Source organism: Bacillus sp. MBGLi79, assembly GCF_002953915.1.
This window is the reverse complement of the sequence record NZ_CP026521.1, coordinates 4,008,213-4,025,275: the sequence shown is the minus strand read 5'-3', so window position 1 is coordinate 4,025,275 and position 17,063 is coordinate 4,008,213. Positions and strand designations below refer to the sequence as shown.

At 43.6% G+C, this 17,063-nt stretch carries 18 protein-coding genes; 15 read left to right on the top strand and 3 right to left on the bottom strand.

Features of this window, described 5'->3' with window-relative positions; all coding sequences use genetic code 11:
* Positions 1-99 precede the first annotated feature (99 nt).
* The 8 genes from cwlO to C1T29_RS20535 all read left to right on the top strand — a co-directional run bounded on the left by cwlO (position 100) and on the right by C1T29_RS20535 (position 7,346).
* Positions 100-1,509, top strand: coding sequence for a peptidoglycan DL-endopeptidase CwlO (gene cwlO, locus C1T29_RS20570; protein WP_103749330.1), 1,410 nt, complete (start codon positions 100-102; stop codon positions 1,507-1,509).
* A gap of 205 nt (positions 1,510-1,714) precedes the next feature.
* Positions 1,715-2,665, top strand: a complete 951-nt coding sequence (gene trxB / locus C1T29_RS20565) for a thioredoxin-disulfide reductase (protein WP_003228139.1) — start codon at positions 1,715-1,717, stop codon at positions 2,663-2,665.
* 318 nt (positions 2,666-2,983) lie between these two features.
* Entirely contained in the window at positions 2,984-3,460 is a 477-nt protein-coding gene (locus tag C1T29_RS20560) for an 8-oxo-dGTP diphosphatase (protein WP_080478281.1), read from the top strand.
* Positions 3,461-3,484: 24 nt separating this feature from the next.
* Positions 3,485-4,372, top strand: a complete 888-nt coding sequence (gene rapZ / locus C1T29_RS20555) for an RNase adapter RapZ (RefSeq protein WP_003235371.1) — start codon at positions 3,485-3,487, stop codon at positions 4,370-4,372.
* Between the two features lies 1 nt (position 4,373).
* The gene (gene mgfK / locus C1T29_RS20550; RefSeq protein ID WP_103749384.1) at positions 4,374-5,327 is read left to right on the top strand and encodes a gluconeogenesis morphogenetic factor; all 954 of its coding nucleotides are present in this window, start codon (positions 4,374-4,376) and stop codon (positions 5,325-5,327) included.
* A gap of 22 nt (positions 5,328-5,349) precedes the next feature.
* Positions 5,350-6,300, top strand: a complete 951-nt coding sequence (gene whiA / locus C1T29_RS20545) for a DNA-binding protein WhiA (RefSeq protein ID WP_003243775.1) — start codon at positions 5,350-5,352, stop codon at positions 6,298-6,300.
* Positions 6,301-6,323: 23 nt separating this feature from the next.
* On the top strand, positions 6,324-6,581 hold the full coding sequence (locus C1T29_RS20540; RefSeq protein WP_003219835.1) for an HPr family phosphocarrier protein: 258 nt from the start codon (positions 6,324-6,326) through the stop codon (positions 6,579-6,581).
* Positions 6,582-7,346: an arylamine N-acetyltransferase family protein gene (locus C1T29_RS20535; RefSeq protein ID WP_103749331.1), complete on the top strand. Its 765-nt coding sequence runs from the start codon at positions 6,582-6,584 to the stop codon at positions 7,344-7,346.
* 35 nt (positions 7,347-7,381) lie between these two features.
* Here the strand turns inward: C1T29_RS20535 and C1T29_RS20530 are convergent, their stop codons facing one another.
* A complete protein-coding gene (locus C1T29_RS20530) occupies positions 7,382-7,591 on the bottom strand; it encodes a hypothetical protein (RefSeq protein ID WP_014665489.1) in 210 nt (69 codons plus the stop codon).
* A 146-nt stretch (positions 7,592-7,737) separates the two neighbouring features.
* Between C1T29_RS20530 and psdR the strand changes: the two genes are divergently transcribed.
* The 4 genes from psdR (at position 7,738) to psdB (ending at position 12,292) form a co-directional block, all read left to right on the top strand.
* Complete coding sequence (psdR, locus tag C1T29_RS20525; RefSeq protein ID WP_103749332.1) at positions 7,738-8,451, top strand: two-component system response regulator PsdR; 714 nt, start codon at positions 7,738-7,740, stop codon at positions 8,449-8,451.
* Positions 8,445-9,515 (top strand): two-component sensor histidine kinase PsdS, encoded by a 1,071-nt coding sequence (gene psdS, locus C1T29_RS20520; protein ID WP_103749333.1) that lies wholly within the window; start codon positions 8,445-8,447, stop codon positions 9,513-9,515. The genes psdR and psdS overlap by 7 nt, the downstream gene beginning before the upstream one ends.
* Before the next feature lie 82 nt (positions 9,516-9,597).
* Entirely contained in the window at positions 9,598-10,377 is a 780-nt protein-coding gene (psdA, locus tag C1T29_RS20515; RefSeq protein ID WP_103749334.1) for a lantibiotic ABC transporter ATP-binding protein PsdA, read from the top strand.
* Positions 10,352-12,292 (top strand): lantibiotic ABC transporter permease PsdB, encoded by a 1,941-nt coding sequence (psdB, locus tag C1T29_RS20510; protein ID WP_103749335.1) that lies wholly within the window; start codon positions 10,352-10,354, stop codon positions 12,290-12,292. Before psdA ends, psdB begins: the two co-directional genes overlap by 26 nt.
* 36 nt (positions 12,293-12,328) lie before the next feature.
* Here psdB and C1T29_RS20505 read toward each other — a convergent pair whose 3' ends face one another.
* Complete coding sequence (locus tag C1T29_RS20505; RefSeq protein ID WP_103749336.1) at positions 12,329-13,306, bottom strand: 2-hydroxyacid dehydrogenase; 978 nt, start codon at positions 13,304-13,306, stop codon at positions 12,329-12,331.
* A gap of 382 nt (positions 13,307-13,688) precedes the next feature.
* On the opposite strand from C1T29_RS20505, the gene C1T29_RS20500 reads away from it, so the two are divergent.
* Both C1T29_RS20500 and C1T29_RS20495 read left to right on the top strand, forming a co-directional pair.
* Positions 13,689-14,282, top strand: coding sequence for a beta-class carbonic anhydrase (locus C1T29_RS20500; protein ID WP_103749337.1), 594 nt, complete (start codon positions 13,689-13,691; stop codon positions 14,280-14,282).
* An 18-nt stretch (positions 14,283-14,300) separates the two neighbouring features.
* Complete coding sequence (locus C1T29_RS20495) at positions 14,301-15,893, top strand: SulP family inorganic anion transporter (RefSeq protein ID WP_103749338.1); 1,593 nt, start codon at positions 14,301-14,303, stop codon at positions 15,891-15,893.
* 27 nt (positions 15,894-15,920) lie between these two features.
* On the opposite strand, the gene C1T29_RS20490 is transcribed toward C1T29_RS20495, so the two are convergent.
* Positions 15,921-16,241, bottom strand: coding sequence for a MazG nucleotide pyrophosphohydrolase domain-containing protein (locus C1T29_RS20490; protein ID WP_103749339.1), 321 nt, complete (start codon positions 16,239-16,241; stop codon positions 15,921-15,923).
* A gap of 116 nt (positions 16,242-16,357) precedes the next feature.
* On the opposite strand from C1T29_RS20490, the gene C1T29_RS20485 reads away from it, so the two are divergent.
* The gene (locus C1T29_RS20485) at positions 16,358-16,933 is read left to right on the top strand and encodes an LOG family protein (protein ID WP_103749340.1); all 576 of its coding nucleotides are present in this window, start codon (positions 16,358-16,360) and stop codon (positions 16,931-16,933) included.
* The last annotated feature ends 130 nt before the right edge of the window (positions 16,934-17,063 follow it).

The window sequence follows — 17,063 nt, the reverse complement described above, 5'->3', positions numbered from 1 at the left end:
ACAACCATCATTCCTCGTAGAGTATGAGGAACGAAACTTGATGTTCAAAATACGATTCCAAATGAGGACAGGTTCACAGTAAAAGGGAGGATATAAAAAGTGAGAAAGAGTTTAATTACACTTGGTTTGGCTTCCGTCATCGGGACAAGCAGTTTTTTGATCCCATTTACAAGTAAAACTGCATCGGCGGAAACATTAGATGAAAAGAAACAAAAAATCGAAAGCAAGCAATCTGAGGTTGCTTCCAGCATTGAAGCGAAGGAAAAAGAATTAACTGAGCTTCAGGAAAGTCAATCAAAGATTGAAAAAGAACTGAAAGACATTAACGATAAGGCGCTTGATACAAGCAACAAAATCGAAGATAAAAAAGAAGAAAATGATAAAACAAAAGAAGAAATCAAAAAACTGAAAAAAGAGATTAAAGAAACAGAAGCACGCATCGAAAAACGCAATGAAATCCTGAAAAAACGCGTTCGTTCTTTACAGGAAAGCGGCGGATCTCAAGGATACATAGATGTTCTTTTAGGATCAACAAGCTTTGGTGACTTTATCTCTCGTGCGACTGCGGTTTCATCTATTGTGGACGCAGACAAAGATTTAATCAAACAGCAAGAGCAGGATAAAGCGAAGCTCGAAGATTCTGAAGCGGATTTGAATAACAAGCTGAAAGAAGTTCAAGCTGCATTGGCTAAATTAGAAACAATGCAAAAAGACCTTGATAAACAGCTTAATGAAAAAGACAAGCTTTTCGACGAAGCAAAAGCAAGCCAGAAGAAAACGGCTAAAGCGATTTCTGAATTAAAATCAGAGGCGTCTGAACTTGCAAATCAAAAAGCAAATACTGAAGCTGAACAAGCTCGCATCAAAAAAGAACAAGAAGCAGCTGCTGCTTTGATCAAAAAGCAGGAAGAAGCACAAAAAGCATCTGATGAAACACAAACAGATGACAGCCAAACGGCTACAACTGAATCAGCGAAAGCAAGCTCATCTGATGATTCTTCAGACAATTCTTCTAACGGTTCATCAAACAGTTCGTCTAACGGCTCATCTTCTAAGAAGAGCAGCGGTTCAAACAGCAATTCAGGCGGCACCGTTATCAGCAACTCCGGCGGAATTGAAGGCGCGATCAGCGTTGGTTCAAGCATTGTAGGACAATCTCCTTACAAGTTTGGCGGCGGACGCAGCCAATCTGATATCAACAACCGTATTTTTGACTGCTCATCATTCGTACGCTGGGCATACGCTTCTGCAGGTGTTAACCTTGGACCTGTAGGCGGAACAACAACTGATACGTTAGTTGGCAGAGGACAAGCTGTCAGCGCGTCTGAAATGAAACGCGGAGACCTTGTGTTCTTTGACACTTACAAAACAAACGGACACGTAGGAATCTACTTAGGAAATGGTACTTTCCTAAACGACAATACATCTCATGGCGTATCTGTTGACTCTATGAGCAATCCTTACTGGAAAGCAGCATTTAAAGGCGTTGTAAGACGTGTTGTTCAATAATAAATATGACAAGGGCCTTCTATAAACAGAAGGCTCTTTCTTTATTAACATATACCCTTTTCGAATACATTTAATCGTGTTGAGCAAAAAAATAGCGTATCACCATGAGATTTTATAGGATATGGGTAAGGAATACGTTTGATGGGGATTCTTATCTTATAAGAAAGAGCCCAAACTTGAAAAGATGGTTTAAGGAGTGAATAGTGTGTCAGAAGAAAAAATTTATGACGTGATTATAATCGGCGCGGGCCCTGCTGGGATGACGGCCGCTGTATACACATCAAGAGCGAATTTATCGACATTAATGATTGAAAGAGGAATTCCCGGCGGACAAATGGCCAATACAGAAGATGTAGAAAACTATCCTGGATTCGAAAGTATCCTTGGGCCTGAGCTTTCTAACAAAATGTTTGAACACGCGAAAAAATTCGGCGCTGAATACGCTTATGGCGATATTAAAGAAGTCGTTGACGGCAAAGAGTACAAAGTGGTCAAAGCCGGTTCAAAAGAATATAAAGCGCGTGCCGTCATTATTGCTGCAGGTGCGGAGTATAAAAAAATCGGTGTGCCTGGCGAGAAGGAATTGGGCGGACGCGGTGTATCTTATTGTGCGGTATGTGACGGGGCTTTCTTTAAAGGCAAAGAGCTTGTTGTTGTCGGCGGCGGAGATTCTGCTGTTGAAGAAGGTGTGTACCTGACACGTTTCGCTTCCAAAGTAACGATCGTTCATAGACGTGATAAACTCCGTGCGCAAAGCATTCTTCAAGCGAGAGCATTTGATAATGAAAAAGTTGACTTCCTATGGAACAAAACCGTGAAAGAAATTCATGAGGAAAACGGCAAAGTCGGTAACGTAACGCTTGTCGATACAGTAACCGGTGAAGAAAGTGAATTCAAAACAGACGGCGTATTCATTTACATCGGCATGCTTCCTCTATCTAAACCGTTTGAAAACCTGGGCATTACGAATGAAGAAGGCTACATCGAAACAAACGACCGTATGGAAACTAAGGTTGAAGGGATTTTCGCTGCCGGAGACATTCGCGAAAAATCATTGCGCCAAATCGTAACTGCTACAGGAGACGGAAGCATTGCGGCACAAAGCGTTCAGCATTATGTCGAAGAGCTTCAAGAAACGCTGAAAACCTTAAAATAAAAAGGGTTGTCATACGAGTTTCACATTACGTTACTGGGTTTTAATTCCGCTGTAACACATGTGTAATGCTTTTCGGTTATGATTAATAAAGTAATTGACCCCCTTTTTATAATGAATACACTTTTTTGGCACGGATTCTCCAGTTATCCGTGTCCTTTTTTTGTCCAAAAATAAAAGATGAATGCCGATTACAGCAAAATCATCTGAATTAACGAAAGAATATGCTGTAAAATAGAAGAAAAGATTGTCAATGTCTCTTCATTGTGGGAGGCATCTTGAAGCGGTATAATAAAGAGACGATGACAGGACGAAGGTTAGGTGACGTACTTGCAAAGAGTGACAAATTGTGTGCTTCAGACGGATGACAAAGTTCTTCTGCTGCAAAAGCCGAGACGCGGCTGGTGGGTCGCGCCGGGCGGCAAGATGGAGAGCGGAGAATCAGTCAGAGACTCCGTCATCAGAGAGTACAGAGAAGAGACTGGTATCTATATCATAAATCCTCAATTAAAAGGCGTTTTTACCTTTATTATTAAAGACGGTGACCACATTGTCTCCGAGTGGATGATGTTTACGTTTGTCGCTGATTCTTATACAGGACAAAATGTATCAGAATCAGAGGAAGGCAAACTGCAGTGGCACGATGTCAATGACATTCAGAGCCTGCCTATGGCCCCTGGAGACGGCCATATCCTTGATTTTATGATGAAGGGACAAGGGCTGCTGCACGGCACATTTACGTATACACCGGACTTTGAGCTGCTCAGTTATCGTTTAGACCCGCAGCACATCAAATAGAAAGACAAGTCAGGGGGGAGAAAGATGAGTGTTAGTGAATCACATGATATTCAGCTTGTCATTATAACCGGAATGTCGGGAGCGGGGAAAACTGTCGCCATTCAAAGCTTTGAAGATCTCGGCTATTTCTGCGTCGATAATCTTCCGCCTTCATTGCTTCCGAAGTTTTTAGAGCTGATGAAGGAATCAAATTCGAAAATGAGCAAAGTTGCGCTCGTGATGGATCTGCGCGGCCGCGAATTTTTTGACAGGCTAATTGAAGCGCTGGATGAAATGGCCGAAAATCCGTGGATCACACCGCGAATTTTATTCTTGGACGCGAAGGATTCCATTCTCGTCACGAGATATAAAGAAACGAGACGCTCGCATCCGCTGGCAGCGACTGGCCTGCCGCTTGAAGGCATTGCGCTGGAACGAGAGCTGCTTGAGGAATTAAAAGGCCGTTCTCAAATCATTTACGATACATCTGACATGAAGCCGCGTGATTTGCGCGAAAAAATTGTAAAGCACTTTGCCTCAAACCAAGGAGAGACATTTACCGTAAATGTGATGTCATTTGGTTTTAAATACGGTATCCCGATTGACGCAGATCTCGTCTTTGATGTCAGATTTTTGCCGAATCCGTACTATATCGAAAGCATGCGGCCGCTGACTGGCAAGGATGAAGAGGTTTCCTCTTACGTCATGAAGTGGAATGAAACGCAAAAGTTCAATGAGAAATTAATTGATCTGTTGAGCTTTATGCTTCCATCTTACAAAAGAGAAGGAAAAAGCCAGGTTGTCATTGCGATCGGCTGCACAGGGGGCCAGCACCGCTCTGTGACACTTGCCGAGAATCTAGCTGATTATTTCAAAAAGGATTACTATACTCATGTTACTCACCGGGACATTGAAAAGAGAAGCCGGAAATAAGATGGGACAAAAACCGAAAATCGCAATCTTTGGCGGCGGTACAGGCCTTTCTGTATTGCTTCGGGGCCTAAAGCATAAACCCGTTGACATCACGGCCATTGTAACAGTTGCCGATGATGGGGGAAGCTCTGGCCGTCTGCGGAATGAACTGAAAATTCCGCCTCCCGGAGACATCAGAAATGTGCTTGCCGCTTTATCCGATGTGGAGCCGCTTGTTGAAGATCTTTTTCAGCACCGCTTCAATAAAGGGAATGACTTAACAGGCCATTCTCTCGGGAATTTGATTTTGGCAGCGATGACAAATATAACCGGTGATTTTTTTCACGCTGTCACTGAAATGAGCAAGGTGCTGAATGTAAGAGGAAAGGTTTTGCCGGCTGCCAATGCCAGTGTTGTTTTGCATGCTGAGATGGAGGACGGCCGCGTGGTCTCAGGCGAGTCAACGATTCCGGCATACGGACAGCGCATTAAGCGTGTTTTTCTCACGCCTGAACAGATTGACCCGCTGCCGGAAACGATAGACGTGATCAGGGAAGCGGATTTGATTATTATTGGCCCGGGAAGCCTCTATACAAGCATTCTTCCCAATTTGCTCGTCCCAAAAATCGGGGAAGAAGTGATAAAGGCGCCGGCGAAAAAAGTATACATTTGCAACGTGATGACTCAGCCCGGTGAAACGCTCCATTACACCGCTGCTGATCATGTGAAAGCGCTCAATCAGCATATGGGCTGCGGTTTTATTGATACGATATTAGTGAACAGTGAAGACATTCCCGACGAAATAAAGCGTAAGTACGAAATGGAATCTGCACGTCCTGTTGATTTTGATATCGATGAGCTGAAAGCGATGGGGCTTGAAGTCATCAGAGACCAAATCGTAACGTATAAAAATGACGTAATTCGTCACGATACACATAAAGTGGCCTCTCTTCTTGTTGATTTACTGAAAGAATGAAGCCTTGAAATGAGGTGGCTATATGTCATTTGCATCAGAAACAAAAAAAGAATTAACCAATCTGGAAGTGAAAGACTGCTGCATTAACGCCGAGCTGTCTGCACTCATCCGGATGAATGGAGCTTTATCATTTACAAACCGCCATCTCGTACTCGATGTTCAAACCGAAAACGCGGCGATTGCCCGCCGCATCTATACATTGCTGAAAAAACAATATGACGTGTCGGTCGAGCTGCTGGTCAGAAAGAAAATGCGGCTGAAAAAGAACAACGTCTATATTGTGCGTTTTTCAGAAAATGCAAAAGCGATCTTAGAGGATTTAAAAATACTCGGGGAGAATTTTGTGTTTGAACGAAGTATTTCGAAAGAGCTGGTCAAAAAGAGATGCTGCAAGCGTTCTTATATGAGAGGAGCATTTTTGGCAGGAGGTTCGGTCAATAACCCGGAAACCTCCTCATATCATTTAGAAATCTTCTCTCTTTATAAGGAGCATAACGATTCATTATGTGACCTGTTAAATGAGTTTCAGTTAAACAGCAAAACGCTTGAACGGAAAAAAGGCTACATCACCTATTTAAAAGAGGCTGAAAAGATTACAGAGTTTCTGAACGTAATCGGCGCTCACAACTCGCTTCTGCGATTTGAGGATGTCAGAATCGTCCGGGACATGAGAAATTCGGTCAACCGCCTCGTCAATTGTGAAACAGCCAACTTAAACAAAACGATCGGCGCTTCGCTGAGACAGGTGGAAAATATTAAATACATCGATGAAAGAATCGGCCTGGAGGCGCTTCCTGAAAAACTTCGGGAAATCGCGCAGCTGCGGATTGATTATCAGGAAGTGACGCTGAAAGAGCTGGGGGAAATGGTAGCAAGCGGGAAAATCAGCAAATCAGGGATCAATCACAGGCTGAGAAAACTTGACGAAATCGCAGAACAGCTGCGGACAGGGCAAACCGTCACTTTAAAATAACCGTAAAGAAAAGGGGAGATCTTATGGTTCAACAGAAAGTGGAAGTTCGATTAAAGACAGGACTGCAAGCACGTCCTGCTGCTTTGTTTGTACAAGAAGCAAACCGGTTTACGTCAGATGTGTTTCTTGAGAAGGATGGGAAAAAAGTAAACGCCAAAAGCATCATGGGGCTGATGAGCCTGGCGGTAAGCACAGGCACTGAGGTTACCTTGATTGCCCAGGGAGAAGATGAACAAGAGGCGCTGGAGAAGCTGGCTGCTTACGTTCAAGAAGAAGTTTAGGTGATAAAAATGAGTGACTTTCTAAAAGACTGCTTTCAGAAAATCGGCTGGGAGAAAGACCATGTCAGCTTCGGCGATCTTCCTCTTTTTCTCAAAGCAATGGCATACCGTTTTCCATTTGAAAACCGCGCCGTACTTGCAAAAGAGAATTATAGGGTAACAAAAGAAGATCTATGGCGCCGTCTGGTCAAAGAACAGCACGGCGGCCTATGCTACGATTTAAATGGCTTTCTTTATTTTGTCTTGCGTGAGGCCGGGTTTCATGTGAAGCTCATTCGGGGAACGGTTTATGCAGGCAATCAAAAGGGATGGGCACTAGAAGGGACGCATGCTGCTGTATTGCTGTCTGCGGAAAACGGCGATTACCTCGTTGATATTGGCTTCGGCATCAACCTGGCGCTTCAGCCGATACCGCTTTCCGGAGAAACGGTACAGTCACCAGTCGGGTCATTCCGAATCAAAAAAGAAGAGACAGAAATGGGCAGCCATGTCCTGCTGATGGACAAAGGAGAAGGCTGGCAAATTGGATACGCCTTTACCCTTGAAGAGAGCGGTCTCTGTGATTTAGATAACATGAAGGGCATGATTCACTCTCATGAAAAATCTCCTTTTAACAAATCACCGCTTGCCTCAAAGCTGACACCGAGCGGAAGGATGGTCATGTCAGACCGCCATTTTACGATTTATGAAAACGGCGGTGACATTCAAAAAAGGGATATCGGCCCTACAGAATTTGAAGAGAAATTAAATACTCATTTTTTGTAACGTAAAAAGCTTGCAGGTTATCTGCAAGCTTTTTCTTATGAGCAAGTGTAGATTGCTGTATCAAATGCGTCTTCAGGGATATACAGTTTTCCCTTTTCGTATTTATAAGGAATTTCATTCTCTTTAAAGCACTCTTTGGTATAGTCAGTTAGTGTATCCCCAATTTCTATGTATTTCCCGGTATAGTTGGGCTGACATGCTGAAAGAATTGACGTAATGGCCAGAAACAGCATGATTTTCTTCATCACGACACCTGCCTATTATGAAAATTTTACCTTTACCATTCTATCATAACGAAAAGAAAAAGACCGATTTACTATTCTGCACATGCTATAATAATTTTGGAATCTTCTAGAAAAATCATCGTGATGTACATATAAGGGGGATCAACGTGTATCAGATTTTGCTTGTGGAAGATGATGAGCGGATTGCTTCTTTGCTGGGCGGTCATCTTCAAAAATACGGATATGAAGTAAAAATTGCTGAACAGCTAAATGATATAAAATTGGAATTTGCAGAAATGAAGCCTGATCTTGTCCTGCTTGACATCAACCTGCCTTTTTTTGATGGGTTTTATTGGTGCAGGCAAATACGTACGATTTCTAATGCGCCGATTATCTTTATGTCAGCACGGACCGATGAGCTGAATCAGGTAATGGCGATTGAAAATGGCGGCGATGATTATATCACAAAGCCGTTCCATCTAGAGGTAGTGATGGCCAAAATCAAAAGCGTCCTGCGCCGCACATATGGTGAATATTCGCCCTCTTTGCCGCAGGAATCAAGAATAGTGGAACTTGGCGGGCTGACGATTTATCCTGATCAGAATGAAGCGGAGTGGAACAGTGTCCGGATTTTGTTTTCCCAAAAAGAATTCCAGCTTCTCTCGATTTTTGTGAGGGAGCATAAAAAAATTGTCTCTCGTGATGAACTATTGGAGGCGTTATGGGATGACGTTGATTTTGTCGATGACAATACGTTAACGGTCAATGTCAACCGGCTGCGGAGAAAACTGGAGAATGCAGGACTGAAAGATTGCATTTCCACAATCAGAGGACAAGGCTATCAATTTCAAGTCAATCGGAAGGATGAAGCGGAGTGTTAAAGACTTATCTCATCGACCGCTTAGCCATTATTCTATTTTCATTATTAGGGATAGGGTCCGCCATGCTGATTGCGTATTTAAGCATTGTAGAGAGCGGCGCAGAACCATCTAAAGAAAATATGGTGTATATATGGATTTTGCCTGGTGTTCTTCTAGCTGCCGGTTTTGCAGTTGATTACGTTCGGCAATATTCCTTTCTCACCTATGTCAAAAAGCTTGCAGAGCAAGCGTCTGCTGCAAATGACATCGGACAGTCTTTGAAAGCCCGAAAGCCAAGAACAGGAGAGCAAGCGCTTTGGACGAAAATGATCAACGCGCTCGGGCAGCAATACGAAAGCAGGCTCTCACAATATATCAATCAGCAAAAGCAGCATTATACCTTCACCAATCAATGGGTCCACCATATGAAAACACCGGTATCCGTCATTTCCTTAATGATTCAGGAAGGAAAAAGCGGAACCGCACCCTCTTTTCCGACGTTTTTAGAGGAGCTGGAGGATGAGAATGAGAGATTTCGCCACGGTCTTGATATGATGCTGCAAACGGCCCGGCTGGAGGAATTCGCCTTTGATGTACAGCCGCAAACCTTTGATTTGGCAGAAATGGTTCGTTCACTGATCAATCAGGAAAAACGTCAGTTTATTAAACGGCGCCTTTTTCCAACATTACATGTGCCGCCAAATGCCGTTCAGATTTCCAGTGATCAAAAGTGGCTTTCCTTTATTGTCGAGCAAATCCTTTTCAACGCTTTAAAATATTCAAAGCAAGGTGTGGGAGACTCTATTACAATTCGGATTGAAGCACAGGGACATGAGACACGATTGTCGGTTGCCGACGAAGGAATCGGCATACCGCCGCAGGATCTGCCGCGGATTTTTGACGCGTTTTTTACCGGAGAAAACGGACGAACCATGAAAGAGGCAACTGGAATGGGCCTTTATTTAGCAAAACAGGTGTGCAGCCGTCTCGGCCATAAGCTGTATGCGGAATCAAAAGAAGGGGCTGGCACTGTGATGACCATCGTGTTTTCAAGTGACACCCTCGTGAATGTGACAGCATTGTAAGGTTGGGGAGCGGAATTGCAAGAAAGTTCGATGGGAGGATGCTGACTTCCTTTTTATAATAAAGAAAAAGGAGGAGCAGAACATGAACGTGTTGCAAACAACGAACCTATCGAAAACGTACTATTCAAATAAAGGGACAATCTCATATCAAGCGCTCAGCGGCTTTGATCTCAGTGTGGCAAAAGGAGAATTTGTCGGGATTATGGGGCCGTCGGGAAGCGGAAAAACCACGCTTCTGAATTTGCTGGCTACCATTGATAAGCCGACGCAGGGCGAGATGATGATCAACGGCATTCAGCCGAAAACGTTAAAGGACCAGGACCTGGCTATGTTTCGCAGAAGAGAACTCGGTTTTGTCTTTCAGGACTTTAATCTGCTTGATACGCTGACGATACGTGAAAATATTCTCTTGCCGCTCGCATTGGATACGGTAAAGCTGAAAGAAATGGAAGCCCGTTTGGATGAACTGGCGGATACGCTGCAAATCAAGCATATTCTTGACCACCGGACATACGAGGTGTCGGGCGGGCAGCAGCAGCGGGCAGCCTGTGCCAGAGCGATTATTCACAATCCGGCCCTCATTCTTGCAGATGAACCGACAGGAAACCTCGACTCAAAATCGGCAAAGCAAGTGATGAACACGCTGGCTCAGCTGAATGAAGAAAAGGAAGCGACGATTTTATTGGTTACGCATGATGCCACAGCGGCAAGCTTCTGTAAACGGATTGTGTTTATTAAAGACGGACGTTTCTTTTCAGAGATTCACAGAGGAACAAACAGGCAGGTGTTTTATCAAAGTATATTGGATACCTTGAGTGTGTTGGGAGGCGATTTTCATGAATTTGAGAACCATCGCCCGTAAAAACATTCTTGGGAATCTGCAACGATATGTCGCCTACTTTTTAAGCTGTGTGTTTGCCGTTTCAGTGTTTTTTGTCTTCACATCTTTTATTTTTCATCCTGATGTCAATGAAGACAATATATATGGCGGAAGCCTTGTCAAAACATGCTTGAGTGCAGCTCTTGTCGTCATCATTGTGTTTTGTATATTTTTCATCACATATTCCAATTCGGCTTTTTTGCAGGCAAGAAAGAAAGAGTTTGGCCTGCTGACGCTGTTTGGCACATCAAAGCAGCAGCTTCGCAAAATGATTTATTATGAGCAATCACTCATTTCTCTTGCAGCGATTGCGGCCGGCATTGGAGCAGGTCTTTTATTTTCAAAACTGTTTTTTATGATCATGACATGGATGCTCAGTGTGAAGGTGCCGATTTCATTTGCCATTGTACCGAAAGCGTTTGTGATGACAGCTGTCGGCTTTCTCATCCTGTTTCAGACGCTGCTCATTTTATCACTGGGGCGGATTCGGAAGCTGGAAATCATTGAACTGATTAAATCGGCCCAAAAGCCGAAAAGCCTGCCGGTCTATTCGAAATGGCTCACTGTGCTGTCTTTGCTTTGTCTTGGCAGCGGTTATTACTTATCTGCAACAGCCAATGCGATCGATATGATGTTTCGTGTCTTTCCAATTTTGATTTTAGTATTAATCGGGACGTATTTCTTTTTTACCCAAAGCAGTGTGGCGTTCTTCCGCGTGCTGTACAGAAAGAAAAACAGCTTCTATAAAGGCACGAATATTATTGTGCGTTCCAACATGATATTCAGGCTGAAGGATCATGCACGCATGCTGTTTTTAACCTCTGTCATTACGGCGGTCATACTCACAGCTACAGGTGTCATCTATATGTTTTATTCCGATTTACAAACGCAGGAGGAGCAAAGCATTCCTCAGTCTGTTTCCTGGGTGGAAAAAGACGCGTCGCGATTTCAGGTCATGAAGCCTGAGACGGCTGAGCATACATTGAAAAAAGCTCATGCTGTTATCAAGTATAAGGTGGATACAACAGGGATTCCGGTCACTTTCCAATCCGATTTGCCGTATGGAAATAAGAAAATGGAAGCGGAAGCCTTGCTGATTCCAGCAAATATCTATAATCTAGTCGCAAAGGAAAAAGGGTTTCCAGTTATTCATTTACAAGAAAATGAAGCATTTATTAATGTTCCTTTTCAAATGATGGTGAAAGACACATTTGGAGAAGGGGAAACAGCGGCATTTCATATGAAGTCAGGAAAGACACTTTCCTACACAATGAAAAAGCAGCAAAACAAAGGGATATTGATGTCAGTCGATGGAGTCAGCCGTTTATTGGTTGTCAGCGAAAAGAGCTTTGACAGTCTGTCACAGAATGTGCCGCTGAAGGAACAGATGAGAGTGGTAGGTTATGAGCTTGAGCATTGGCAGGAGACGGTGGATGTCTCTGAAAAGCTTGAAAACATGGTGCCGAAAGAACATATATCTGATTTTCAAACGCGTGCTCCAAGCTATCAAATCGTGAAGCAGGGAGTTGCATTAATGCTGTTTATTGGTCTGTTTGTCAGCGTGCTGTTTTTTATCGTGCAAGGAAGCATGCTGTATTTGCGGATGTTTACAGAAATAGAAGATACAAGAGTGCAAGTTTTAGCATTAAAGAGAATGGGAATTACGGACAGAGAGATTCACTCGATCCTTGGAAAGCAAATTGGATTTTTGTTCTTCATCCCATTTATTGCGGGCACAATTCACGCCGGCTTTGCGTATGCTGCGTTAAGCAATATGCTGAATTCCAACTTATTTTTTGAGGCAGTAATTGTCATCTTCATTTATTTTGTGTTCCAGGCTGTTTATTATATCGTTACCCGCCATATTTATAAGCGTGCTGTTCTTCAGCGTATGTAATATGAAATCCGGTCTGTATCAGACCGGATTTTTGATTTATTGAAATTCTCTTGTGAGATTTTTCGGTGTTTGTCCTTGAATGGCTGCGATCATATTTTCGGCAGCCTGTTTGCACATGTTGAAGCGCACTTTAGCTGTTGCTGAACCAATGTGCGGAAGCAACGTGACATTATCCAACTGGAGGAGCGGGTTATCTTGGGTAACAGGCTCTTTTTCGTATACGTCTAAGCCGGCTCCTCTGATCCAGCCTTCCTGAAGGGCGCGAATCAGCGCTTTTTCATCAACTGTCTTTCCCCGGGAAATATTGACGAAAATTGCTGAATCCTTCATCATCTTAAATTCACGTTCGCCTATCATATGGTACGTTTCATCTGTTAGCGGCGTAATGAGCAGAATAAAATCAGATTGCTCCAGCAATGTATCAAGCTCAGCGTACTTAACGCCGATGCTGTCTTCCGTTTCTTGTTTGCGATGGCGGTTATGATAAAGCACTTCCATATCAAAACCAAATTTGGCGCGTCTCGCTGCTTGTTCGCCAATTCTGCCCATGCCGATAATGCCTAACGTTTGATGATGAACGTCAATGCCGAAAAGCGCTTCCTCTTCAACGGTTCCCCATTTTCCCGCTCTGACAAAACGGTCCAGTTCGGCAACACGTCTGGCGGAAGACAGAATCAAAGAAAAGGCCAGATCTGCTACTGTGTCATCCAGTGTATAAGGTGTATGAGTGCCGACGACTCCTCTTTCTTTCATTGCTTCTATATCGAAGTTATCGTAGCCTACTGATTGGTTGCTGACCACTTTGAGCTTAGGCGCGTGTTCCAGCAATTCACGATTGATTGACGGTCCGGACGTTCCTGACGTTAAAAGCCCTTCCACATCTTTTAATTTCTCAAATAGCACATCACTCGGAAGCGTATCCTCCTGCCATACTTCATAACGGCAATGTTCACCGATGAATGCTTCAATCTCTTCAGGAATCGGTTTTGTGATAAATACAAATGGTTTCAACAAGGCTCCCCCTTTATTGCTGTTGTCCATTTTATTATATCGGAAATAAATAGATGTTAAAAATATGGCTGCGTCCATTTTAATTTCTGGTTCTTTTGAACTTAAAATGGAGATCGGACAGCTAAATTCGCTTAAAAAAGTTTTTTAATTATCAGAATTCACCTATATTTTTTGTCAGACAAATCATCAATATCGAGTTGGAGCCAGATTATAGGATTCAATAAATATAAATTTTATTATCTTTGAAAGATATAAATGTTTATGTTTTGATTCTACAGTCCAATTATAGTGTCTTTTTTTGAAAGCCTTTTCGCAGTGAATTCCTATGCTATAATTCCTTACTGTAAGCTGGGGAAGAAGGCTTGCAAAATCATATGGATGGGAGATGAATCAAATGGTTTCTTTAACATCAATTTTGGAACACAATCAGCGGTTTGTCAGAGAGAAGAAGTATGAACCGTACAAAACGACTAAGTTTCCTTCAAAAAAGCTCGTCATTGTCACCTGTATGGATACAAGGCTTACAGAACTTCTTCCGCAAGCAATGGGGCTTAAAAACGGTGATGCTAAAATTGTAAAAAACGCGGGAGCCATCGTTTCTCACCCATTTGGAAGCGTGATGCGAAGCATACTGGTCGCGATTTATGAATTGCAGGCTGAAGAGGTGTGCATTGTCGGTCATCATGAATGCGGAATGTCAGGACTGAATGCTTCCTCAATTCTTGAGAAAGCAAAGGAACGCGGAGTAGAGGAAAGCTGCCTGAATTTGCTGACGAGCGCCGGACTTGATTTGAAAACGTGGCTGACCGGTTTTCACAGCGTGGAAGAAAGCGTTTCCCACAGCGTGAATCTGATCAAGAACCATCCGTTGCTGCCGAAAAAGGTGCCGGTACACGGGCTTGTCATTCATCCTGAAACAGGAAAACTAGATGTGGTCATTAACGGTTATGAAACTGAGCTCATAAACACACATTTATAAGGGAGGTTATAGCAAAATATGCAATTCTCAGGGAGATTCAAGGGATACAATTTACAGAAATTTCAGAAAGATTTAATTGCAGGTATCGTAGTAGGTGTCGTGGCAATTCCATTAGGGATGGCGTTTGCCATTGCCTCGGGAGTCGAGCCTGAATATGGGCTGTACACTGTTGTTATAGCTGGGATTTGTATTTCTTTGTTTGGAGGATCTAAATATCAAATTGGCGGTCCGACGGGTGCCTTTGTCCCAATTTTATTCGGCATTATCATGCAGTATGGCTTGGAAAATCTGCTGATTGCGGGGTTTATGGCAGGAGTGATGCTGGTGCTGTTCGGGCTGTTTAAGCTCGGAAAAATAATGAAATTTGTGCCGAAACCCGTTATCGTCGGTTTTACAGCCGGAATTGCCGTGCTGATCTTTACGGAACAAATCGCTAATTTTCTCGGATTGAGAAATGTTGAAAAACATGAGAACTTTCATCACAACATGTTTGAAATTGTGCAGCAGCTCGGCACCTTTAACGTGTATGCCATTTTGACAGCTGTGATCGGGCTCGTCATTTTGCTTGTATCCGCCAAGGTGATGCCTAAAGTGCCGGGCGCTTTGTTGGCGCTTCTTATTTCCACAGTGGTCGCGGTTGTCTTTTTCCCTGACCGCATGGCAACAATCGGGTCAACTTATGGAGAAATCCCCCGCCATTTGCCTGAATTTCAGTTTCCTGAGCTTACTCTGGATAAAATGGTCATGATGTTTCCGGCAGCGCTTGTCATCGCGCTTCTTGGAGGACTTGAGTCGATTTTGTCGGCAATGGTCGCTGATAACATGAAGGGCTCAAAGCATGACAGCAACAAAGAGCTTGTCGGCCAGGGGATTGCGAATATGGCAGCGCCCTTGTTTGGCGGAATCCCGGCTACAGGAGCGATTGCAAGAACGGCGACCAATATAAAAAACGGAGCGGTTTCCCCCGTTTCCGGCGTCGTTCACGGTGTAGTCGTTCTCCTTGTCCTGCTTGTATTCGCGCCTTATGCCTCCCATGTGCCGCTTGCCAGTATGGCACCGATTCTCATGGTAGTCGCGTGGAATATGAGTGAGCGCAAGGAAGTCGCAAATATGCTGAGACTGAAAAACGCTGATTCCTTTATTTTGGCGGCGACCTTCGCCCTCACGGTTCTGTTTGACTTAATCATCGGTGTGGCAACCGGATTGCTGCTTGCATTCGTGTTCTTTATCAGAAGAATGAGCGAAGCGACCCGCATCCACAATCAGGAATCGCATCCTGTTCTGGCGAAGAAAGAAGATCCATCTGTTAGCATGTATGCTATAGAAGGGCCGCTGTTTTTCGGATCAATTGATTCGCTTGAATCGTCATTGCTGGAGCATGTACAGAAAAAACCGAAAACCCTCATCCTGCTCATGAATAAGGTGCACTATATGGATACGTCAGCTGAAGCGGTGCTAGGGAACATTATGAATCGAATTAAGCGCCACAATGGAAAGCTGATGATTGTAGGATTACAATCGCAGCCGAAGGAGCTGCTGCATAAAACAGGCCTTTTTCACAAAATAGGAAAACAGCATTTCTTTGATCACCATGATGAAATCACAGGTTAAAAAAAGCGGCCATTGCGGCCGCTTTTTTTATGCATGCTCAAATCGTTTTGTCAGTTTTTCTTGGTGGGCCTTCATGACGTCTTCTAAAGAGACACCATACATATCAGCAAGAATGGCGATATTTCCGATGACATCTCCCATTTCTTCGATCAATTCTTGTTTTTTCTCAGCGCGTGACGATTCTTTCTCATCCGGCCGGTCTCTGCCAATTTCATACGCCCTCACAGCCCGGGCCAGTTCTCCGGCTTCCTCCATTAAAAAGCCGATCCGAATAAACGGCCCGTATTCTGTCCAGCCTCTTTTTTCGTAAAACTCTTTCATCCATTTTTCTGCATTAGCCAGCTGCAACATCATCACTCCTGCATTCTTTATGTATTTCATATTGATATTATCACATGAAGATGGGACAATATATAGTGTCTTTCGGGATATTTAACACGATATATAGATGCGGAGATGACAAGATGAAAACCATTTGTGTATTTGCGGGGTCAAACCCAGGGGGAAATGAAGCGTATAAAAGAAAAGCGGCAGAGCTTGGCACGTACATGGCTGAGCAGGGAATCGGCCTTGTCTATGGGGGCTCCCGCGTAGGCTTGATGGGCACGATTGCTGACGCGATTATGGAAAACGGCGGAACTGCAATCGGGGTCATGCCGAGCGGTTTGTTCAGCGGGGAGGTTGTTCATCAAAACCTGACTGAGCTGATTGAAGTAAACGGGATGCATGAACGAAAGGCTAAAATGAGCGAGCTGGCGGACGGCTTTATCTCAATGCCGGGAGGGTTCGGTACATATGAAGAATTATTTGAAGTGCTTTGCTGGGCACAGATCGGCATCCACCAAAAACCAATCGGACTGTACAATGTAAACGGATATTTTGAACCGATGATGAAAATGGTGAAATACAGCATACAAGAAGGGTTTTCTAACGACTCGCACCTAAAACTGCTTCACAGCTCGTCACGGCCGGATGAGTTAATTGAGCAAATGCAAAATTATTCTTATCCGATTTTAGAGAAAAAGTGGACGGAAATTTAAAAAGATCCTTTATTGTGAATAGCGTATTTGGTCTAATTGCCGGGCAGAGAATGTATTAAAAATCGAGTTTTTTAACAATGTGAGGTTTCCTGAAGGAAATCTCTTTTTTATTTCTCTTTTGCTTGCATTG